The sequence below is a fragment of the Streptomyces sp. A012304 genome (assembly GCF_026008495.1).
Taxonomy (GTDB): domain Bacteria; phylum Actinomycetota; class Actinomycetes; order Streptomycetales; family Streptomycetaceae; genus Streptomyces.
In genome coordinates this window covers 25,165-45,028 of the sequence record NZ_BQUN01000001.1, presented here as the reverse complement: position 1 = coordinate 45,028, position 19,864 = coordinate 25,165, and the positions used below count along the sequence as shown (strand labels likewise).

23 protein-coding genes are annotated in these 19,864 nt (G+C 68.2%); 6 read left to right on the top strand and 17 right to left on the bottom strand.

The window, feature by feature from the left end; genetic code table 11:
• Positions 1-18: 18 nt before the first annotated feature.
• From ALMP_RS00235 to ALMP_RS00180, 12 genes are all read right to left on the bottom strand, one after another.
• A complete protein-coding gene (locus tag ALMP_RS00235) occupies positions 19-195 on the bottom strand; it encodes a hypothetical protein (protein WP_264923773.1) in 177 nt (58 codons plus the stop codon).
• A 2-nt stretch (positions 196-197) separates the two neighbouring features.
• Positions 198-533, bottom strand: a complete 336-nt coding sequence (locus ALMP_RS00230) for a hypothetical protein (protein ID WP_264923772.1) — start codon at positions 531-533, stop codon at positions 198-200.
• A 101-nt stretch (positions 534-634) separates the two neighbouring features.
• Entirely contained in the window at positions 635-1,885 is a 1,251-nt protein-coding gene (locus tag ALMP_RS00225; protein WP_264923771.1) for a cytochrome P450, read from the bottom strand.
• 83 nt (positions 1,886-1,968) lie between these two features.
• The gene (locus ALMP_RS00220) at positions 1,969-2,448 is read right to left on the bottom strand and encodes a hypothetical protein (protein WP_264923770.1); all 480 of its coding nucleotides are present in this window, start codon (positions 2,446-2,448) and stop codon (positions 1,969-1,971) included.
• Between the two features lie 27 nt (positions 2,449-2,475).
• Complete coding sequence (locus tag ALMP_RS00215; protein WP_264923769.1) at positions 2,476-3,162, bottom strand: hypothetical protein; 687 nt, start codon at positions 3,160-3,162, stop codon at positions 2,476-2,478.
• Between the two features lie 152 nt (positions 3,163-3,314).
• Positions 3,315-4,568 carry an acyl-CoA dehydrogenase family protein gene (locus tag ALMP_RS00210; protein WP_264923768.1) on the bottom strand — a complete coding sequence of 418 codons (1,254 nt, stop codon included), beginning with the start codon at positions 4,566-4,568 and terminating at the stop codon, positions 3,315-3,317.
• A 52-nt stretch (positions 4,569-4,620) separates the two neighbouring features.
• Positions 4,621-5,163 carry a GAF domain-containing protein gene (locus ALMP_RS00205; RefSeq protein ID WP_264923767.1) on the bottom strand — a complete coding sequence of 181 codons (543 nt, stop codon included), beginning with the start codon at positions 5,161-5,163 and terminating at the stop codon, positions 4,621-4,623.
• Entirely contained in the window at positions 5,160-5,786 is a 627-nt protein-coding gene (locus tag ALMP_RS00200) for an ATP/GTP-binding protein (protein WP_264923766.1), read from the bottom strand. The genes ALMP_RS00205 and ALMP_RS00200 overlap by 4 nt, the downstream gene beginning before the upstream one ends.
• Complete coding sequence (locus tag ALMP_RS00195; RefSeq protein ID WP_264923764.1) at positions 5,764-6,129, bottom strand: DUF742 domain-containing protein; 366 nt, start codon at positions 6,127-6,129, stop codon at positions 5,764-5,766. Before ALMP_RS00195 ends, ALMP_RS00200 begins: the two co-directional genes overlap by 23 nt.
• Position 6,130: 1 nt before the next feature.
• Complete coding sequence (locus tag ALMP_RS00190) at positions 6,131-6,589, bottom strand: roadblock/LC7 domain-containing protein (RefSeq protein ID WP_264923763.1); 459 nt, start codon at positions 6,587-6,589, stop codon at positions 6,131-6,133.
• A gap of 32 nt (positions 6,590-6,621) precedes the next feature.
• Complete coding sequence (locus ALMP_RS00185) at positions 6,622-8,130, bottom strand: sensor histidine kinase KdpD (protein ID WP_264923762.1); 1,509 nt, start codon at positions 8,128-8,130, stop codon at positions 6,622-6,624.
• Positions 8,123-8,626, bottom strand: a complete 504-nt coding sequence (locus ALMP_RS00180; RefSeq protein ID WP_264923760.1) for a hypothetical protein — start codon at positions 8,624-8,626, stop codon at positions 8,123-8,125. Before ALMP_RS00180 ends, ALMP_RS00185 begins: the two co-directional genes overlap by 8 nt.
• Positions 8,627-9,329: 703 nt before the next feature.
• On the opposite strand from ALMP_RS00180, the gene ALMP_RS00175 reads away from it, so the two are divergent.
• Both ALMP_RS00175 and ALMP_RS00170 read left to right on the top strand, forming a co-directional pair.
• Positions 9,330-9,923, top strand: coding sequence for an ATP-binding protein (locus tag ALMP_RS00175; RefSeq protein ID WP_264923758.1), 594 nt, complete (start codon positions 9,330-9,332; stop codon positions 9,921-9,923).
• Positions 9,920-10,987 (top strand): aldo/keto reductase, encoded by a 1,068-nt coding sequence (locus tag ALMP_RS00170; protein WP_264923757.1) that lies wholly within the window; start codon positions 9,920-9,922, stop codon positions 10,985-10,987. The genes ALMP_RS00175 and ALMP_RS00170 overlap by 4 nt, the downstream gene beginning before the upstream one ends.
• A gap of 243 nt (positions 10,988-11,230) precedes the next feature.
• Here the strand turns inward: ALMP_RS00170 and ALMP_RS00165 are convergent, their stop codons facing one another.
• From ALMP_RS00165 to ALMP_RS00150, 4 genes are read right to left on the bottom strand one after another with little or no spacing between them, the layout of a single operon-like run.
• A complete protein-coding gene (locus tag ALMP_RS00165; protein ID WP_264923756.1) occupies positions 11,231-12,118 on the bottom strand; it encodes a bifunctional diaminohydroxyphosphoribosylaminopyrimidine deaminase/5-amino-6-(5-phosphoribosylamino)uracil reductase RibD in 888 nt (295 codons plus the stop codon).
• Between the two features lie 10 nt (positions 12,119-12,128).
• Positions 12,129-13,622, bottom strand: coding sequence for a hypothetical protein (locus ALMP_RS00160; RefSeq protein WP_264923755.1), 1,494 nt, complete (start codon positions 13,620-13,622; stop codon positions 12,129-12,131).
• Complete coding sequence (locus ALMP_RS00155; protein WP_264923754.1) at positions 13,574-14,332, bottom strand: 2'-5' RNA ligase family protein; 759 nt, start codon at positions 14,330-14,332, stop codon at positions 13,574-13,576. Before ALMP_RS00155 ends, ALMP_RS00160 begins: the two co-directional genes overlap by 49 nt.
• An 8-nt stretch (positions 14,333-14,340) precedes the next feature.
• Positions 14,341-15,732: a hypothetical protein gene (locus ALMP_RS00150; protein ID WP_264923752.1), complete on the bottom strand. Its 1,392-nt coding sequence runs from the start codon at positions 15,730-15,732 to the stop codon at positions 14,341-14,343.
• Between the two features lie 605 nt (positions 15,733-16,337).
• On the opposite strand from ALMP_RS00150, the gene ALMP_RS00145 reads away from it, so the two are divergent.
• The 4 genes from ALMP_RS00145 to ALMP_RS00130 all read left to right on the top strand — a co-directional run bounded on the left by ALMP_RS00145 (position 16,338) and on the right by ALMP_RS00130 (position 19,246).
• Entirely contained in the window at positions 16,338-17,207 is an 870-nt protein-coding gene (locus ALMP_RS00145; protein WP_210907566.1) for a helix-turn-helix transcriptional regulator, read from the top strand.
• Positions 17,204-17,434, top strand: a complete 231-nt coding sequence (locus ALMP_RS00140; protein WP_264923751.1) for a DUF397 domain-containing protein — start codon at positions 17,204-17,206, stop codon at positions 17,432-17,434. The genes ALMP_RS00145 and ALMP_RS00140 overlap by 4 nt, the downstream gene beginning before the upstream one ends.
• Before the next feature lie 61 nt (positions 17,435-17,495).
• On the top strand, positions 17,496-18,281 hold the full coding sequence (locus ALMP_RS00135) for an SAM-dependent methyltransferase (protein WP_264923750.1): 786 nt from the start codon (positions 17,496-17,498) through the stop codon (positions 18,279-18,281).
• Positions 18,282-18,430: 149 nt separating this feature from the next.
• A complete protein-coding gene (locus ALMP_RS00130; protein WP_264923749.1) occupies positions 18,431-19,246 on the top strand; it encodes a hypothetical protein in 816 nt (271 codons plus the stop codon).
• Between the two features lie 28 nt (positions 19,247-19,274).
• Here the strand turns inward: ALMP_RS00130 and ALMP_RS00125 are convergent, their stop codons facing one another.
• On the bottom strand, positions 19,275-19,622 hold the full coding sequence (locus ALMP_RS00125) for a hypothetical protein (RefSeq protein WP_264923748.1): 348 nt from the start codon (positions 19,620-19,622) through the stop codon (positions 19,275-19,277).
• Positions 19,623-19,864 lie beyond the last annotated feature (242 nt).

Genomic DNA, 19,864 nt, shown 5'->3' with positions numbered 1-19,864 from the left:
GGAAGCGGTGCGGGAGGGTCAGACGTCACCGAAGAAGTGGTCCAGCGCGTCAGCGGTTCGGGGCACCTCGGCTTCCTGAAGGTCGATGACCTCGGCCAGAGCCGGACCCTCACGCCCATCGACCAGGCCCTTGGGGCGTTCAGGAGCAGGTCGATCGGCCTGGGACAGCGCTGTGGTGAGGCAGGCGGTGGGCATGGTCAGGCCTCCGGTGCGGGAGAGACGGAACAGGTGACTTCGGCGGCGAGGAGGGCGACGATGGGGTGGAGCAGCAGCGGGCGGCTCAGTGGGTCCCCGTCCTGGCTCACCCACCCGCACGTGCCGTCGCCGTCGGTGAGTCCCCAGGTGAAGGGCGGCAGCGTGACGCACGTGTCGGCCTTGAGGTACGTGGTGCCCGGCGGCCAGGCGGGGTCGTCGGACTGCTCGGGCAGGAAGACACCCCAGTGGCCGTCGTGCGCGAAGATCCAGCCCAGGGCGTGCGCCGCCGCGGATCGCGTGATCGCGTCGGTGACGATCCGGGCGAACGGCTCGGGCATGAGCAGCACCTCCCAGCCCGGCCCGACCTCCCGCGTCCGCGGACCCGCAGAGGGCCTGGGCGAGAGGTCAAGTCCCCTCGGCTGAGGGAGCGTTGCGAGGCTCATGATGCGGGTCCTTGGGGGCGTGCCTGCGGCAGGTCGATGCCGGCAGCAGCGGTACGGGGGGACAAGTCGACGGCGATCGCGGCCTGGCTGTAGCCGCGCAACAGGTTGTTGAGGACGCGTACGGGCTCCCCGTCGAGCGTCAGGTGCGTGCACCGCGCGGCCAGGGCCCGAAGGATGGACCGGGCCTGGAGGACAGCGAGCGGGACGCCGGCACACAGATGCGGGCCTCCGCCGAAGGCGAGGTGGTTGTCGTTACGGGGGCGCCGGATGTCGTACGTGTTGGCGTCGTCCCCCCAGCGGCGGTCGTCACGGCCGGCGGATCCGTACAGCAGCCACACCTGCTCGCCCTCGGCCAGGTCCACGCCGCCGAGGGTGGTCGGCTCGGTCAGCCGCCGGCCGAAGCCCTGTATCGGGGCTTCGAGGCGCAGCGCCTCGTGGAAGGCGGGCGCGGACCACCGGACGGGGTCCCGGCGCAGGGCCTGCCACTGCTTGGGGTGTCGGGCGAGCTGCACGATGCAGTCGGCGAGGCCAAGGACGGTCGTGTCGATGGCTGCCGCGGTGTAGGCGCTGGCCAGCGGAATTGCGTCGGCTTCCTCGATCTGTCCGGCGTCGACGGCCTCGAAGATCGCGCCCATCCACGTCCCGCTCGCCACGTTCTCGCGGGTGAGCTTGTCGTGGAGCAGCTCGACCATGCGCGAGGCCAGCGGCAGCGCCTGCTGGTAGCGGTCGTTGTCAGGGCCGAACACGTCGAAGGTGGCAGCGGCACCGCTCAGCAGCACCTCCCGGTCCGCGCCGGGCATGCCCATCAGCTCCATCACCGTGTCGCAGACCATGTGGCGGGACAGGGCCACGGCGTCGAACCGCCCGGATTCCGTGTAGGTCGCCACCAGGTCCTCGGCACGGGCGACGATGCGGTCGGCCAAGTTCTTCATGGCGCGGGGGGCGAGCTGCTTGGACAGCACCTTGCGGAGCTTGGCGTGCCGCGCACCGTCGGAGGCGAAGACCGTGCCGCCGAGTATCTGCTGGTTGGCCAGGTCGGTGAGGGCTATACCTCCCTCCGACGCGAAGACGTCGGGCGACTTGAGGATCTTGGCGACATCGGCGTGGCGGGAGACGGCCCATACGCCGTACTCCTCCAGGCGCACAGCGGCTCCGGTGGCCCGCAGCTCGCCGTACGCGCGGTACGGGTCGGCCAGGACGCTCTCGTCGAACAGGGGCAGGGAGAGGGAGGGGGCGAAGGCGGGCATGAAGGGACCTCCGGGTCTCAGGCGTTGACGGGCCGGGCGAGCCGGTATTCCAGGAGCTTGAAGCCGCTTCTGGCCGACGGCGCTCACTGGCCAGCTCCCGCCGACGCGGTCGCCGGCTCCTCGTCGAGCCATTTCCAGGCGTGGGCCAGGATGATGAGGTGCGTGAGGCCGGTCGCCTCGGCGTGCTCCACGAGGCTCCGAGTCCGCTCTCGCACTTCTGTGCGCGCGATGCCGGCGCATCTGGCGATCTTGCTCGGGTGCTCATGCTGGGCGAGGGCCCGCAGCAGGTCCATCTGCGAAGGAGTGATGTCAGGGGCGGGCCTTCTGGGCGCCGGACGCGGCATCCGGCCGGACGCGATCAGCGCGTGCACGAGAAGGTGCTGCGGGCAGGGCCACCTCAAATCCACCCTCGCGCACAGAATGCGGATCTGTTGGTCGACCGCAGGGCGCGACAAGTAGTTGCACAGAGCGATGTCTGCGGGGCTTAGGCCGCGTATGAGCTGCTCGGCGATTTTCCGCTGGACCCTGGTGAGGGGCCTGATCGGCGCCGTGATGGTGGTCATGGTCGGAGCTTCCAGGTCGGTGCGCGGTCAGCTCGCGCGGCCGGTCGGGGTGCTGTGCTGCGTGGCGTCGAGGCGGTCGAGTAGGCGGTGCGTCTGCTCGACCGTCAGATTGACTTCGAGCCGCGCGCATGCGTGCTCACACCCGGCCTCCGCCGTGGCTTGGACAGCCGAGCCGACGATTCCAGAGAGCAGCCACTTCATGCGCTCGGCCAGGCGGCGGATGCCCCGCCGGCGGTGCAGGACCAGGCCGGAGTCGATGCCAGGAGCACCGAGCAGGGAGGCGAGTGTGACCACACAGGCCAGGTCATCTTCCGCGAGGGTGAGGGCGATGCCGGCGGTTCCTACGGCGAGGTCGCTGGTCACTGCGTGGGAGTCCAGGAGGGTTTCGAGTTGGTCGGCGGCGGTGTAAGCGGTGACCCACGGCATCAGGAGCAGGTCGATAAACCGGAGCACGGCGTCGGCGGTGTGCAGGTTGAGGACGACGTACAAGCCCTCGTTGAGCGTGGCCGTGGCGGCGATGCCTGCCTGGTCCAGCCACTGTGCGGCTTCCCGGTCGTTGGTGAAGGGCGCTTTCTGGCTGTACACCGTCAGGTCGAGGGAGCCTTCGACCTCCCCTTTGCCGACCAGCGCCTGGAAGTGTGCCTTGTCCAGGGTGTCGATGAGGTCTTTCTGCAGCCCGGTGGCGGGCGCTGTGGGCGGCGCAGACGGAGTCACGGTCGTCTTCTCTTCCTGGAGGTACGGGCTATGGAGTAGGTGGAGCCGCCAGCCCCTGGTTCCGTGGGAGGGAGCGGTGGGGGCTGGCGGCGGTCCCGTGCGCAGCGAGGTGAAAGGGGGACGGGACGCGGGGTGTGCGTCCAGGCGCCGGGTCAGGCCGGAACCGCCGTAGCAGCGTGGGGTGCGGCGGGGTCCGACCCGGCGAAGCGGCGGGAGTACTGGCCCTTGGTGAGGCCCAGAGCGGTCTCTGCCAGCCTCAGCAGTTGGATGTCGGAGGTGCCGGCGGGCGCGTATATGTGGTGGGCGTCGCGCAGGTAGCGCTCCATGGGGCGGTCGGTGTGCAGGCCCGCGGCCGCGTGGATCTCCATCGCAGCGCGCGCGGAGTCCAGGGTGTACTCCGCGTTGACGTACTTCGCGTTCATCAACTCGGCGTCACAGGGCGGAGGGGCGCCTCGCCCTGCGGAGTCGTCGTGCTCGCCAAGGTCGCGGTCGAGGAGACTGGCCGCGTGGTAGGCGGTGAGCCGGGCGGTCATCAGGCGCGACTGGATCTGGCCGAGCTTGCGCTGGATCGTGGGCAGGGCGTGCAGTGGCTTGCCGTAGCGGGTGCGCTCACGGCAGAACGCCGTGGTGGTTTCCAGGATGGCTTCGTGTATGCCCAGGGCCACGGCCGTGAGGTTGGGCCGGCCGTACAGGATGCTCGAGGAGTAGGCGACGTCCCGGCCGTCCCCTTCGGCGCCGAGCCGGTTGGCGACGGGAATGCGGCAGTTGTCGAAGACCAGCTCGCCGAATGAGAACCCGTGCAGGCCGAGGGTCCCCTGGTGCGGGGAGACGGTCAGGCCGGGCCGGTCGGACTCGACGAGGAAGGCGGTCAACCCCTGGGAGCCTTCACCGGTGCGGGCGACAACGCCGTGCAGGTGGCCGATGTGGGAGTTGCCGACGTAGACCTTGGCGCCGTTGAGGACGTAGTCGCTGCCGTCCCGCTCGGCGGTCATCTGCATGCCGAGCACGTGACTGCCGGAGACTTCCTCGGTGACCGCGATCGTGGGCAGACACGTACCGGCGGCGATCCTGGGCAGCCAGGTGTTCTTCTGCTCCTCGGTCCCGAAGTGCATGATCTTCGCGGTGCCGAGCTGCGATGCCTGCACCATCGCGCCCATCGCGCCGCTGACGCGGGAGAGCTCCGCGATGATGATGGTCTTGGCGAGGTGGCCGACGGCCATCCCGCCGTGTTCCTTGCCGATCGTGGCGCCGATCCAGCCGCGCCGGGCGATCTCGCCCGCCAGTTCGTGCTCGATGCGGCGGCTTGCTTCCATGTCCGCGACGCGGGGCGCGACGACGGCCTCGGCGAACGCGCGTACCTCGTCACGGAGCTGCAGGTGGCTGTCGGTCAGGAACGACTCGGACACTGAATTCCCCTCCAATGGGACACCCGGGCCGGGTGTCGTCGGCGAAGCGTGACTACGGGAGTCGGAGACCGGCGCGGTCGTAGGCGATCTGCAGTACGCGGTCGCGGTACTGCTTGATCAGGGCGAGCGAGGCCTGGCCGGTGGACTGGGCCTTCGCCTCCAGGCCGACGAAGCAGACGGTGCCGAACACGTCGCTGCCGGATCCGTCGGGGCGCTCGTAGATGAGGGGAGCGCCGGCGTAGGTGCGAATGCCGAGCTGGTCGACGACCGGGTCCACCGCGAAGCGCGGCTTGGCGTAGACGTCCGGCAGGATCAAGGCATTGGTGCGCCGAGCGACTTCCGGGCAGTACCCCCAGTCAGGGGACATCGACCTCTCCACCTGCGGAAGTCCGTTGCCCGGGGGCGCCGAGAGACCGACGAACTTCTGGCGGCCGGTCGCCGGGTCGAACGCGTTGACCATGGCGTACGGCGTGCCGGCCTCGGCCGCCAGCTCGGTCGCCATGGCGTCCAGTTGAGGGTCGAACTGATCCAGTCCGAACTGCTGCAACAGTTGGAGGCGGGCGTCAGCGGCCGGTGTACCGAGGGCGGGAATCATGGGCGGGCTCCGAGGGCGGTGTACGGGGAGGCGGGCAGGCGGTACAGGGCATGACGGACGAGGTCGATGAGGACGTCGCGCACCGAATGGCGGTCGCGGGCGTCACAGGCGACGACCGGCACGCCTTGGTCCAGGCGCAGGGCCGCGCGGACTTCGTCGAGCAAGTAGCGGGGAGCGTGGTCGAACAGGTTCACCGCAACGAGGAATGGCAGCTGACGGGCTTCGAAGTAGGCCACTACGTCGAAGGCGTCCTCCAGACGACGGGTGTCGACCAGCACCACGGCGCCGCCCGCGCGGTGCGAGAGGTCGTCCCAGATGCGGTTGAACCGGTCCTGCCCGGGGGTGCCGAACAGCATGAGCACGATGTCCGGATCGGCACCCGGTGTGGGCAGGGTGATCCGTCCAAAGTCCATGGCCACGGTCGTGGTGCTCTTGGACTCCACCCCCTCCAAGGTGTCGATGCCCTCGCTGGCCTGGGTCATCGGTGCCTCGGTGAACAGGGGCCGGACCTCGCTGATCGCCCCCACCAGCGTCGTCTTGCCCGTGCCGAACCCCCCGGATACGACGATCTTGAGCTTGCGTAGACGCGGGGACGTCTCTTCAGAGGGCGCGTAGACCGACAAGGACGGCCTCCAAGAGTTCTCGGTCGGGGCGGCTATCGGCGTCGTCGACTTCGGCGATGACCAGGGCATTGATGTGGAGCAGATCGGACGCGAGGATCTTGGCCACCTGCACGGGCTGGCCGAGATGCGATGCGAGTTCGGCGACTGGCTGGGGAGTCGCGCACAGTAGCCGGATCCGTTCGCCCTCCGGTCCAAGGTCAACGTCGGCCGGCACCGGGCGGGCCGCCAGCAGTGTGTCCAGCTGCAGCGGGTGGAGGGGACGCGTGCGCCCACCGGTGAGCGTGTACGGACGAAGCCGTGAGCCGACCGAAGGTGCGGGGGCTTCATGGTGAGGACCGAACACGTCACTGGACCAGCCGGGGTGCGCTGGGGGCGGGAGCAGCCGGGGTGGTGCGCACAGGGTCTTGCAGGTGCGCGCGCATCCTGTCGATCCACTGGAGCATCTCGTAGCCGACCACGCCCGGGTCGGCGGTCGAGTTGGTGCGTACTGCCAGCAGCGCGCCGACCATGTCGGGGGCCTGCCAGGGGCCGTCCGCTCGCATGATGAAGAAGGTCCCGGAGTCGTGTTCGACGGCGGTCTGCTGCACCCGGCCGGGCGCGCCGAGAAAGATCCCGCTCGACAGGGACGCGATCCCGCTGATTCCCGCGGCGATGGTGTCCGCGTCGGTCTCCGAGAGACCCGCGTACTGGTTCACGAGACCGTCAGCGGTGACGAGGACGGCCGCGGCGACTCCAGGGACGCGGTCGACGAAGTCCGCCAACATCTGACCCAGGGCACTCAACTCGTCGGTGTGCTGTGACATGCGGTTCCTCCAGGTGGGGGGTAGGGGGTAGGTCACTCGCCGGCCGGACGGTGCAGCGCTGCTTCTCGTACTCCCGCGCGGTAGTTCGCCAGGAGTCCGGGCGTCGGCCCTCTGCTCGGCACCGGCGCACCTGTGGGTTGGGTAGAGGCGGCGTCGGAGGCTGCTGCGGTTGGCCGGACGGGCAGTGGGGCGCGTCCCTCGGTCGGGGCCTCGGTCGTGTGCTGGCGCGCGGCCGGAGCGCTCGGCGGGCTTGAGTACGGACCACCCGGTTGCCCGTGTCCGGAACGGTTGTGCCGGACCGATGGCTCGGTGTTGGTCTGGTGCGGCCACGAGGACTCCGTCGGTGCGGGCGCGCTCTGGGCCGCGGGCAGCGGGGCGGAGATCAGGACGGCGGCGGGGACTAGTGCGAAGGCAGTCACGCCGGCGCCGTCGCTGTTTGGCTGCAACTGGACTCGGATGCCGCACCGTTGAGCGAGTTGTCCCGTGACTACGAGGCCGATGCGTCCTGCTCGCAGATGCGCGTGCACGTCCACCGTGTGCGGCGCGGCCAACTGAGCGTTCAGCTCGTACATCCGCGCGGGCTCCATAGATATGCCCTGGTCTCGGACGGCAATCACCAGCCCGTCCCGCTGTTCGGTGGCAGTCAGCTGAACGAAGGTCCGAGAGTCGGAGAACCGGACCGCGTTCTCCAGCAACTCAGCCAGGAGGTGAACGACGCTCGGTCCCACGTGCCCGGGGAATGCCAGCCTCTCCGACGGCGGCGTGACCCGAACCCGGTCGTACCGCTCGATCTCCTCGACCGCATGACGCAGCGCGGTGGCGACCGGCAGGGGCTCGCGAGGGCGGCCCGTGAGGGACTGCCCGCCCAGGACTGCGATGTTCTCCGTCGACCTGCGCAGCTGCGTCACCAGATGATCGATGCGGAAGAAGTCGTTGAGAATGTCGGGGTCCTCGACGCTCTTCTCCGCCGCGTCGAGGGCCTCCAGCGCCCGACTCACCAGCGCGTTCTGCCGCTGAGCGATGGTCCGCAGCAGGTCCGTCTGCGCGCGCTCCCCGAGCGCGTTCTGCTGCTGAAGCTGCGCAGCACGGCCGATGGCATGCTCCACTTCGGTGCGAGCGAGGAACAGCAACTGCTCCACAGCGAGCGCCGGGTCGGCATCGAGCGCACCGATGAACTCCGGTGGGGCCGCAGGCACGCCATTGAGGTCGCCGCGCTCCACTTGCTCCAGGGCCTTGCTGACGCCGGTGCGCAGATGCTCGAGGCCACTGACCAGGTTCTCCAGATGCTCGTTGGAGCCATGGAGGGCCGCATCGGCGCGCCGAACGCCGTAGAACATGGAGCCGAGCCAGACCGCGGCGGCGCTCGGTACGGTCACCGAAAGCGGAGTCTGCGCTGCCTGATGAGCTGCCCACGCGGCGCCCGCCGCGGCGCCCGTCGCCAGCATCGGGTGAAGGACCAGGCTGCGCAGCGACGCCTGACTCAAAGGTGCCGATTTGGTTGCGCGTCGACGGAGTTGAGTCGGGCGGCGGTGGTCAGACATGCGCTTCCTCACGGTCTCGGGCCCAGCGGCCATCGACGGGGGGCAGGGGAAATCGGTGGGCGAATGACCACCAACCGCGAGGCCGCCGCGGACCTGCGGGGCAAGCGCCCTCGCCGCGGACATGGGCGAGCAACTCCTGGACGCTCTCGGCGGCCAACACCAGGTGGATCCGCGACTCCACGTGGCCGACGGGGCAGGGCAGCTGCCCCAGACGGCGCATCCGGGCGAACCGAGCGTTCGTCTCGGCACTCACGTCGACAATTCGGAGCAGAACCTCGAGGTGGGTCGAGAACCGGCTGAGAAGCTGATCGACCTCGGACTGCAGAGCCGGGAGCGGTCTGTCATCGCCCAATACCAGGTTGACGTCTCGGTGCGCGAGGGCGACGAGGGAACTGGCCTCCAAAGAGGGCTCGCTGCCCGCCGTGCGCGGCCACCACCACACGCGGGCCGCCGCGGCAGGCCGAGCCCGCCGAGGGGCGAAGGCGGTGAGGATCATCGAGACTCCTGGAGGGATAGAGCGGCTGCTTGGGATGCGGACTTCATCCGGAACTAAGCGTGATCGCCACGCTGCGGCACCGGTACGCCAAAGCGTGGCCACCTCATGGCCATATCGAGGGCGCGCGGGGCAGCGCCCTGGCCCTTCCTCCGCTTTCACCCAGGGTGCAAATAGGGTCAAACGGCGCCCTCAGTGAGCCGCCCCGGAGGCGCGCGCGGCGCGTGGCCATCTCGTGGCCACCTTTCCGGAACCGCTTGACAGTGCCTGACTGAGTGCACTCATGAAGGTGGCGTTTACTGCATTTATGGGCGTTATGCCGACACTGATGTTCGCCGAATCCAAGGCTCCCACTCCTCCCGAGCGCGAGTGGCAGCCTGTTGCGAGCGCGATGGCTGGGGGCAGATTGGTGAAGTTTCGACGTGGAGCGCGCGACACCCGCGGGAATGTCGTCAAGGCGCCGCCGTGCTCTATCCGGGCCCCGACTGACTGCCTGGAGGAGCTAGACCCGTTGACCGCCAGCCTGCACGGCCCAACTCGGCGTCATTCCGCAGCCAGGCACGTGCGCGAGGTGTTTTGGCAGGTCATCGTCCCAAGTGTTCAAATTGTCGTCATGCCGATGGGCTTACGGCGGTACGAGGGAACGGGGAGCTCCCGCCCTTGCGGACTCCATGCACAGAATCTTCACGGGCGAGATGGCCACAACGTGGCCAAGGTTTGGCGTACCGGTGCCACAGCCGGTCGGACAGGGTTGATGGCGGGCCGGTTTTCCGTCCCGCCACATGGCGTCTCGACACGCAAGGAGACGAAGGTGCCGCCGACAGCCGCCGACTTGATCCGGGAACTGCCCCTGGGGCCACTGGTCGACCACCACGCCTTCGCGCTGACCGCCCGGGAGGAACCACTGGTGTGGGCGCGCAAGACGGTCCGCCGGGTGCTCGCCGGGCGGACCGACCAGGGGCGGATCGAGGACGCCGTGCTGGTCGTCGTCGAACTCCTCACCAATGCAATCCGGCACGCAGGCGGGCCTGTATGCCTCACGCTCGACATCTACGAGATGGGCGTCATCGTGGGCGTCGTTGACCGCGGAAGGGACACCACTGCCATTCCGACCGATGACGACAGTCTTCTGCCCAACCTGCCGGGCGAGGTGACCGCCGCGACCGGAGGGGGGGATCTGCCAGAAAGCGGACGGGGCCTGTTCCTGGTCAACGCGTTCGCCAACGGCTGGGGGGTCGAACCCGCTCGCGAGGGCAAGGTCGTGACCGCCGCCTTCTGCCTGGCAGGGAGTGCCGCGTGACGGGTCATGACCTCGGAGCACGGCACTTGTGCCGCGGGATCCTCACCCACCCGCTCGGACTCCACTGCAATGTCCCCACAGATGAAACGCTCCCGGACGGATCGGTGAGGGCCAGCCGGTTCCTCGCGGGACTCCACCGCGCTGTCGAGCGCGGCGCCACATTCTTCGACACCGCCGACTCCTACGGCTGCGGGTACTCAGAACGCGTACTCGGTCAGTTCTCTCGACAGATCTCTCGACAGAACCCGGAACTGACCCTGCAACTGAGCAGCAAGGTCGGCCAGATACGCGGCAGCGCGGAGCATCCCTACGCTGGGCGGCACATCCACCACCAGCTTGAGCAGACCCTGGAGAACCTGTACGCCGAGGAGCTCCACCTCTACACGTTGGACAGCTTCGACTTCGGCCCGGGAGACCGCTACCTGGGCAACGCCATCGACGCGATGCGCACACTCCGGGAGGTGAAGGCGATCAGGGCGATCGGGATGCGGGGCCCCTTCACGCACTACGCAGCTTCCCCCGAGGAATGGGCGGCCCAGGCAGACCGGTTCCTGTACCTGTTCCGGCTGATCAAGCCGGACGTGGTCTGGACGCGGTTCAACGCGTTCACCCCAGCAGTCTCACTCGACGGCCAGGACCTGTTCACGTTCGCGGCTCGGAACGGCGTCGGCTTGGTGCTGGCGGCTCCGCTGGCGCATGGTGTGCTCGTCGGAAATGACACTGCGAGTCATTCTTCGCACGCACCCGTTCCTCCTCGACGTGCCGGGTTGATGCCCTGGCTCAGGGAGCGGGTCGACGAGCAGCTGCGTGTCCTACTCAAGCACTTCGGGGACGCTCCCGGCACTCTCGGGCGTCTGGCCCTGCGCTCAAGCTTGCAACGCAGCGATCAGTGCGTGGTTGTTGCCGGATTCAGCACTGCGGAGCAGGTGGAGGAGAACTTCAGCTGCCTGGGTGATCCTCTTACAGAGTTGGAGCTCGGCATCGTCGACGACGTCTACGCCGGCCTTCGGACACAGGTCGGAGAGGCGGCGTCGCGTTTGCCCGTCAAAGAACTGCAGCCATGAGCATCGCGCTTGCCGGCGGAGCCGTCTGCCGTGTAGATGGGGGGACGCCGACCGCTCCGCGCCGTCGGCCGGAACACTAAGCGGGGAGCCGCACCGAGGTGTCAGCACGTGTGGGGGCGCCCGTCCGGCTCTTCCCGCGGATGAGCGGGCCCTTCCCGGGGACGGACGCTCGACAACGCCGTGCTCGCGATGTCCCGCCGCCGATGCCCGGCGGCGGTTCGGTCCTGATCGTGGGGGCCTCGGTCAGCGGCGCTCGGCAGAGACGACGAGCTGGCCGCCCGCGCGCGTGATGTGGGACAGGACGTAACCCTCCGGAAGCAGCGGGGCAGACGTCGTGGTCGTGGCCTGCGATGACTCCGGAACCGGCACCAGGAGGGTGACGCGGTCCACCAACGACTGGCCGAGCAGCCGTTCCCCCAGCTTCGAGGGCCCGACGAGCAGAACGGTGCGGGCTCCGGCCTCAGTCAACGCGGCAACCGCGTCTCCTGGTTCGTCAGGCACCGAATGGGCGGGCACCAGAAAGCGGCGTCCGTGACTGCCGATCCGGCCTTCCTCGGCCGAGCCATCGGGGGAGATCAGCAGATCGTGTGCGTGGCGCTGGAGCTCGATCTCGGCGAGCGCCTCGGCAGTAGGAGTGGTGGGGTGACCCGCGGGATCCGTCTGGATCATTAGGTGTAGGACGGGACGCTGGAACGACAGGGAGGCGCGCCAGGGCCCGAGCACAACCAGAGCTTCTTCCTCCAGGACGTGCGTCTGGACGTCGACGCCGGCCTTGCGCAGGCGCGCGGCTCCGCCCTCACCCCGGGAAGTGGGGTCCATGACCGCGATCAGCACGCGCGCGATCCTGGCGTCCAGGAGGGCTTGGTGACAGGCTGGCGTGAGGCCTTCGTGGTTGCACGGCTCCAGCGTCACTACCGCCGTGCCACCTGCGGCGCGGGCGCCGGCGGCAGCGAGCGCGTTGACCTCGGCGTGCGGATCCCCTTTGCGCAGGTGGTAGCCCTCGCCCACCGTGCGACCGGCGGCATCAAGGATCACGCAGCCGACTGCCGGGTTCGGGCTGGTGGCGCCAAGCCCGCTCGCGGAGATGATGATGGCGCGACGCATCGCCGCCAGCTCCACCGACGTGGGCACTGCCCCTCCCTCAGCTCTGTGCGACGACCCGGATCAGCTCAGCCACCCCAGGGGTGTCAGAGGCGGAGCGCATCGCGTCGATGGCAGCGATCGTCTCATGCAGGATTCGCGTCGAACCTCCGCTGCGGGCAACGACGAGCGCCTGGCGGGCATAGTCGACGCCCTGTTCCGCGTCGCCGGTCCGGGCGTGAGCGGTAGCAAGGCGGGCGTGCAGGAGACCGCGGTCGCGCCGGTAGACCTGGGGCATGGCGGCGAGCGCGGTCGACAGGATCGGGACGGCGCGGTCCGAGCGCCCCAGGAGCAGCCAGCAGTTCGCGCGCTGCCCCTCCAGGTACGCCGGAGTCGCGAAGTCGCCGTGCCCACTGCGGCCGTCTCCCGCACTCTCGGGCCGTGCGGCGAAGGCCTCGGCTTGATCAATCAGCCGGTGGCATGCGACTTCTTCGCCAGCGAGGGCGTATCCGTGGGCCTCCTGCTGGAGGGCGGCGGCGCGCATCTGCGGGGTCAGGACATGGTTGTAGCGTTGAACGGCGCGGGACAGGCTGATGCTCGGAGCTGCGTGACCCTTGGCGGTCGCCTGCTGGGCACGCCGGAACAGGGTCCATGCGGTCATCACGTCATCGCCGGCCTCGACGGCCCAGGCCATCGCCTGGTTCGTCCAGTATTCAGCCTGTGCGGCGCCCGACTCGTCGGCGGCGCAGTCCTCATGCAGCCAGGCCGCGGACTCGGCGTAGCGGGCGGCCAGGACCAACGCTTCGCCGCGCAGGTGAGGCTCGGCGTGCTCGAGGAGCTCCTGGAGCACGCCGAGGTTCTGATGAACGGTGGCGAGAGCGTGAAGCGGGCCCAAGAGGTTGTCGCTCTGGACGAGCAAATGCCACATCTCGCGCAGGTGCACGAGCAGGGCTTCTGACTGGTCCGGCGTCATCCGCCCGAGGCGATGCCTCGCGGAGCCCCCGGCGGGACCGGGAAGGAAAGGCAATGCTGCTGCGGCGCTCCCTGCCCGGAGCAGCTGGCGTCGGTCCACGTCTGCGCCTTCCTGCCGGAGGAACGGGCTTGGAGGAAGGATTCCCCCCTGCACCGGTCCCGACCCGAGGAAGCTCTGGAAAGCAGCGGTACCGTCGTCCGCTGCCTCGAGCTCGGCGCCGTCGCTCTCACCACCCGCAGCGACGTCGCCGAAAAGCCGCGCGACGGGCTGCTGGAAGAGGTGCTCGAGGATGGCCCGGGTGTCCCGCTGCGGCAGGCCCTTCAGTTCGCCGGCCATCCACCGGTCGAAGGTACGGCGAGCGACGGTGACGCCCACAAGACGGCTGTTCCCGGACTGTTCGGCCAGCTCCCGTCCCGCTCTGGCGAAGTGCGTGCTGAACGTCTCGATCGTGGTCCAGCCCTGCTCCTGAACCAACTGCCGGAACAACGTCATCCGCATCACGTGCACCTCGTCCCAATTCGCGTGTTCCTCGGTCAGCTCGGCTGCCGACCGGAGAAGGAAGGCGAGACGGACCGCGGGCACAGAGGAACGCTGCGCACGACCCGCCAACGGTAGGCCGGCAAGGGATCGGTCGTCCGCCAGAGTTCGACGAGTTCCACGCTGCCGATCTCCAAGGACACCGGCTCGAGGGCACGCAGGCGGGCCACGCTCTCAACAACGGGCGCAGCGGGACGTTCCCGGTTGCTGTACTGCACGCCCAGGTGAGGACGGAAAGCAGTTGTGGGCTTGCCTCCGGGGACGTTCGCACGTCGTCCGGCCTCGCTGAGAGCGGCATGCAGCCGGATCAGCGGCGACCACGGCGCGAGGGTGAAGCGGACGGCTCCCCGCGATCCCGCCAACGGATGGGCAACGATTTCGAAGGCCGTCAACGGCATCTGCTCCGCCAGGTCGGCGACGATCTGTACCTGGTCGGTGGACACCAGGTCGGTGCTGCCGATGCGGGTCAACGTCACATGCAGACCGTCACGGGGGACGCGGTCCATGCCCAGGTGCGCCAGTGCGTCCTGGCACTGGCTCGCCCGGCTCATCAGCTCGCCGGCATCGGGGAACGTCAACATCCAGTAGTAGGCACGGAACCCGTCGGGCCACCCCGGGCGTGCCCAGTGGTTGGTCATCCGCTCGACAGCGGTGAACGCTCGCCAGTCGTGCTCGACAAGCAGCTCGGCACTGTCGAGGTCCGGCGGCGGTCGGTGGGGAAACGCTCCAGGGAAGACGTCCAGTTCGGGCGTCACGGCTCTCCTTACTGCTGCGGTGCGAGCGCTACGCCCGAGCCGCTGATGATCGATTTGGCCTGGGGGCGGGAGCGCCAGGTCCGAAGTTCCTCGGCATAGTCATCTACATCAGGCTCGGCGTGCCAGCGCCCGGCCCGCTCGTACAGCTCGTTCGCCCTCTGCCACACGGATGCGATGGGCGCGGTGGTGCCGGCGTGGAGCGCGCGCCGCCCAAGCGCCATGGCGTGTTCCACCTCCGGCTGCCTGTGCTGCAGGAGCGCCGTGGCGACGTCGAGCCGGACCAGTGCTCGGCTCCACTCGGAGTCGGACACCTCGATCAGACCGTCGATCTGTTCCGCGCAGGACAGGACCTCGCCAGTATCACCGAGGGCCAGACGCGCGGTGATCTCGTTGGCCAAGGTTCGGGCCAGGCTGTAGGGGGCGAAGGAGATGCACGACGTGATTCCGGAGGGCAGGGACGGCTGCTGATCGGAGAGATCCAGTGCTCTCCCGATGGCTCGCTCCGCGCCCCGTCGGTCGCCAAGACGGGCCAGGGCCCGCGCTCGTCCGTTGACGAGAAGCCTGATGGCCTGATCGTTGTTGGGCGCCAGGTCGACTCCGGCGGCCGCTGCCGCGTCGGCCTCGGCGTAGCGCTGCTGGTAGTACAGGCTCAGCGACCGGGTGCCGGCGGCCCACATCTGCAGCTGCGTGTCTCCGATGTGCTCGGCCAAGGTCTCGGCCTGCGCGCAGTAGGCTTCCGTGACGGCAGGCTTGGCTCCGGCATTGACGGCCATGTACGCCAAGAGGCCCGCTGTCTGTCCGGTGAGCCTGAAAAGTTCGGCGTGCACCGACGGCAGGTGTTGACGGCCGTGTAACCGGGCTGTGAGCTCCCCGTGCAGGGACCGGGCCTGGCCAGCCAACGCCTGTGGGCCCTCCGTCTCATAGCGGTCGACAATTCCCTGGATTTCCCGCCCGAAATGATCCAGCACTGCCGTGCCTGTGCTGGACTGCGTCAGTAACTCAGTCTGTGTGATCACAGCCAGCGGGTCGTCGAAGGCGCCCTCGCTGCGAAGGGGGGCGGCCGACGAGCGCGGCGGAGCCACGGGCTCGACCTCGTCAGCGGCTTCCTGCTCCATTCCCTCCGGGGTGGCGAACAGGAGCGCGACGGGCTGCTGGAAGAGGTGCTCAAGGATGGCTCGGGTGTCCCGCTGGGGCATTCCCCTCAGCTCACCGGCCATCCACCGGTCGAAGGTACGGCGTGCAACGGTCACACCGGTGAGGTGACGCTCGCCGGTACGTTCGGCCAGCTCCCGCGCTGCCCTGGCGAAGTGCGTACTGAACGTCTGGACCGTGGTCCAATGCCGTTCCTGAACCAGTTGTCGGAACAGCGTCATCCGGGTCGTATGCACATCAACCTCCATGACGCTCGTCGAGCGTCAGCATGGCCACGTCGTACTGGCTCACTCGTCGGAGTTGAGGAGCAGTGAGCTCAGCACCGCATTGACCGGCGCACGGCTGGCTGGGATCGCTCTCGTCGCGCGCCGGGCCGAAGGCTGCGGGGGGCGGACCGAACAACTCAAGACAGGGGAACCCCAGAAGATGCTCCAAGACCACCTGGTGGTCACGCCGCGGCATGCCCCTCAACTTGCCGGCCATCCACCGGTCGAACGTGCGCCGGGCAACAGAGACCCCTGCGAGCTGGGGAGAGTCAGCCTTCCGAGCCAGGTCACGGGCCGCACGCTCCAAGTGGCAAGCGAACACGCACCAGTTGTCCCATCTGCGCTCCTGCACTAGCGCTCGGAACAGCGTGGGGCGGGCGGGCATCTCAGACCTTCCTGGGTGAAGGCAGGGGAGCGTGCATCCGAACTACGTGAGCTGGGTCACCGCAACTATGCTCGCTACTCTGTGGCGTTGGCAAGCCTCACTCTGCAACCTGCATAGTTCGGGTTGCAGTCTGTTCGCCTCGCGGGTGCCGTGGCACACTTCAGCGAACGACAGCTGCCGGCCGAAGGGGAGAGGAACCGGCGTGAGCGAACCGAAGTCCGCCCCAACCGTGCTGGCCATCGTCTTGGGCCGGCGCCTGGCCGCCCTGCGCGAGGCCGCCGGCTTCACCGCTGCTCAGGCCGCCAAGCCCCTGCGGATCGCGCCGACGACGGTCACCAGGATGGAGAAGGCCGAGACTTCTTTGAAGTACGCCACCGTCAAGACGCTTCTCGAGATCTACGGCGTCCCCCAGGCCGAGATCCAGGAATTCCTCGCCCTCCTTGACCAGGCAAGTACGCCCGGCTGGTGGCAGAGTTTCCGCGACGTACTCCCGGGCTGGTTCGGGGTGCACGTATCGCTGGAAGGAGCTGCGACCAGCCTCCGCGGCTACGAGCCTGGAGTCCTCCCTGGTCTGCTGCAGACACCCGGATACGCCCGCGCCGTCATGGAGCGAGGACTCCCTCGCATGGCCCCTGATGTGCTTGAACGCAGTGTTGACCTGCGCATCAAGCGCCAGGAAATCCTCACGCGCGAGAAGCCGGCCCCACCCCAGCTGTGGGTTGTAACGGACGAGACAAGCCTACGGCGCCCCGTCGGCGATGCGGCCGTCATGCGCGAGCAGATCGAGCACCTCTTGGATGTGACCGACCTCCCGAACGTCACATTGCAAGTGTGTCCCTTCGCCGCAGGGCTCCACCCAGGCGCCTTCGGGCCTTTCACAATCTTCCGATTCGAAATTCCCGAACTTCCCGACATCGTCTGCACCGACAGCCTGAGCCGCGCCGGATACAGCGAGGATAAGGAAGAAGTCGCCCTGTTCCGTGAAGCGCTGGGCGAGATGAGTGTGTACGCATTCTCAAAGCAAGAAACCAAGAAATTCCTTGGTGATATTCGCAAGGAGCTGTACCTATGAGTCACGTCCTGCGCGCCGCTACAGAGCTTGGAGCGGCAGAGTGGGTGAAGCCTTGGAGTGGTAGCAACGCCGGAAACTGCGTGGAGGCGAAGCCCCTCGACGATGGCCGCGTGGCGCTGCGCCAGTCGACCGACCCTGACGGCCCCGCACTGATCTACACGCGGGGAGAAATCGCGGCATTCATTATCGGGGCAAAGTCCGGGGAAGCGGATTTCCTCCTCTCCTAAGCCCCACGTAGCTCACAATAAGCGCGCCAAAAATCCGACACGAAGGGCAAACAGAATAGCGATGACGTTAAAGCCCATCGATACCAGCCGGCCCCACCCGGCCCGCATGTACGACTACTACCTCGGCGGCAAGGACAGTTACCCGGTCGACGAGGAGGCTGCCGAGAGGGTCATATCGTTCCTGCCGGCCATCAGGGTCGCTGCCCGCACCAACAGGGGCTTCATGAACCGGGCTGCCCGGCTCTTGGCTGACCGCGGCGTGCATCAGTTCCTCGATATCGGAACCGGCATCCCGACCGAACCCAACCTTCACCAGGTCGTCCAAGCGGTCAACCCGCAATCACGTGTGGTCTACGTCGATAACGACCCCGTCGTTCTCCGCCATGCGGAGGCGCTCCTACGGAGTACGCCCGAGGGGGCGACGAAGTACATCGAGGCGGACGTCCGCGAGCCCGGGAAGATCATCGAAGGCGCCCAGGAGATCCTCAACTTCGAGGAGCCTGTTGCCCTCTCGCTCGTGGCCCTCCTGCACTTCGTCTCCGACGAGTACGGGCCCTACGATCTTGTCAACGAGCTCTTGGCCCCGCTCCCCGCAGGTAGCTTCCTCATGCTCTCGCACGTGACGGGAGACTTCGACCCTGCTGGGTGGGACAGGGCCGTCGAGATCTATCGGAAGAGCGGCATACCCGCGCAAGTGCGATCGCGAGACGAATTCGCCCGTTTCTTCACGGGACTTGACCTGATTGATCCGGGCGTTCAGGTCGTCACCAACTGGCATCCGGAGCCTGATCAGGAGTTCGCCGACGAACAGGTGCCTCTCTACGTCGGCGTCGCGCAGAAACCGTAGGCGCCCGCATTGCTGGTTCACCGTCGTACCCCGCAGTGCGTCAGGATGGACCACTTCACCCCTTCAAGAGCCTGTCCAGGAGCAGTCCGGACAGAGCACGGTGATGACCTGCGGAGAAGCCCTATGGAAAACAGCAGGGGGTATGTCTGATGGGCGACCGAGGCCTGGAGGACGCGCGTGCCAGCAGGCTGGTCGCCGTCGACGAGCGAGATCTTCGCTTTGTTCCCCGCGCCCAGGGTTCGTTTTCCGTGTACTGGCGGGACGTTCACGCATGTGCGGTCCAGGCCCTGTCGGCGGGGGAGCCGGTCTTGCTGGCCCCGCTTGTCGACTTCGCCTACGTTAGGGGGTGCGAGGAAGCCGGACTGGATCCCCGTTCGGAGAAGGGTTTCCGCGCCTACGCGGGCCGATGGGTCCCGAGGAACGAGCTGTGGTCCTTCGCGGGAGAGACGGCTGACGAGATGCTCCTGCAGATGAAGCGGGAACAGCAGGCATGGGCCACGGCTGTTCGCTGCAGGAGCGTGTTCGACGCGGTGAACGCGCAGCACCCCGGTGCGGAGGCCTGGGCGAGAAGCTACTCGGCGGGCGTTCTGACGGCGCTGACTGAGGAGGCGGTGCGGCGTGTCGAGTCGCGCGGCGGCGCCGGCGGCCGGATCGCCTTGGTCGCCAAGGCCGGAGACCTGGAGCTCGGTAGCTACGCGATGCCGGTCGGCGTCATCGGCGGGGCGGCCCATGTACCGGATCGGGACCGGGAGCGATTCGTCGCGCTGCTGGGAGCCTCGCTCGTCGCCGCGTCGAGCGGCGTTCTGACGCTGGTGACCGGTGACGACGGCCCAGTGCAGGTATGGACCGTAGGGAGGCAGGGGTTGGTGCCGAGCGACCACGGCGAACTCATCCTCGAGCCGAATGACGCGCGCGGCCGGTCGGCGACGTACGTGCCCGGGTTTCCGCTGCCGTCGCCCGCGTAGCTGAGCGTCCCGGTCACGAGCGCCGCAGTCAGAGGGCGCTGTAGGGGATCGAGGCCGCCACGAATCGGTCTCGTTCGGCCGCAGCCATCAGCTGACGCTGAAGTTCCTGTTCGCCGCCGCGGAGCGGCAGCCCGAGGTCATCGGACACGTACAAGACGACGTATCCCACCTTGTTCGCGAGGTAGTTCCAGCGCGGTGGCACGTCGCCCGCCAGTGTGAGCAGGGGTTCGTCTTCGTTCGGCATGTGGACTTCGATGGTTCGGGCGTCCTGGTGCAGAGTCATCCGCCAGCCGTGCGCTTCGCGGATGCGCATGGGGTGTCCGGCCTTGACCAGGGGGAGGCCAGCGGCGAGGAGTACGGCCAGCAGCTTGGGCATCAATGGTCGTTCGGGCCGAGGCGTACTTCCTCATGCGAATCCTGAAGGGCGTACCAGGCCAGCTTGTCCTGCGACATACCGGCAGACCATGCCCTGGTCTTTGCTTCGGTGGTGCTCATGCAGCTGCCTCATCTCGCGCGCGGTCGGGTGGCCCCGGCCGGTTAACGATCGGCTGTCCCGCTGGCTACGGGAGCGGCGACCCGGCGGGCCGGGTCACGAACCGAGTGACGTTCCGGCCGTCG

Coding starts and splice junctions, on each gene's coding strand:
- ALMP_RS00235 (WP_264923773.1), bottom strand. CDS start 195: ATGCCCACCGCCTGCCTCACCACAGCGCTGTCCCAGGCCGATCGACCT.
- ALMP_RS00230 (WP_264923772.1), bottom strand. CDS start 533: ATGCCCGAGCCGTTCGCCCGGATCGTCACCGACGCGATCACGCGATCC.
- ALMP_RS00225 (WP_264923771.1), bottom strand. CDS start 1,885: ATGCCCGCCTTCGCCCCCTCCCTCTCCCTGCCCCTGTTCGACGAGAGC.
- ALMP_RS00220 (WP_264923770.1), bottom strand. CDS start 2,448: ATGACCACCATCACGGCGCCGATCAGGCCCCTCACCAGGGTCCAGCGG.
- ALMP_RS00205 (WP_264923767.1), bottom strand. CDS start 5,163: ATGATTCCCGCCCTCGGTACACCGGCCGCTGACGCCCGCCTCCAACTG.
- ALMP_RS00190 (WP_264923763.1), bottom strand. CDS start 6,589: ATGTCACAGCACACCGACGAGTTGAGTGCCCTGGGTCAGATGTTGGCG.
- ALMP_RS00185 (WP_264923762.1), bottom strand. CDS start 8,130: ATGTCTGACCACCGCCGCCCGACTCAACTCCGTCGACGCGCAACCAAA.
- ALMP_RS00180 (WP_264923760.1), bottom strand. CDS start 8,626: ATGATCCTCACCGCCTTCGCCCCTCGGCGGGCTCGGCCTGCCGCGGCG.
- ALMP_RS00150 (WP_264923752.1), bottom strand. CDS start 15,732: ATGGAGGTTGATGTGCATACGACCCGGATGACGCTGTTCCGACAACTG.
- ALMP_RS00140 (WP_264923751.1), top strand. CDS start 17,204: ATGAGTCACGTCCTGCGCGCCGCTACAGAGCTTGGAGCGGCAGAGTGG.
- ALMP_RS00135 (WP_264923750.1), top strand. CDS start 17,496: ATGACGTTAAAGCCCATCGATACCAGCCGGCCCCACCCGGCCCGCATG.
- ALMP_RS00130 (WP_264923749.1), top strand. CDS start 18,431: ATGGGCGACCGAGGCCTGGAGGACGCGCGTGCCAGCAGGCTGGTCGCC.
- ALMP_RS00125 (WP_264923748.1), bottom strand. CDS start 19,622: ATGCCCAAGCTGCTGGCCGTACTCCTCGCCGCTGGCCTCCCCCTGGTC.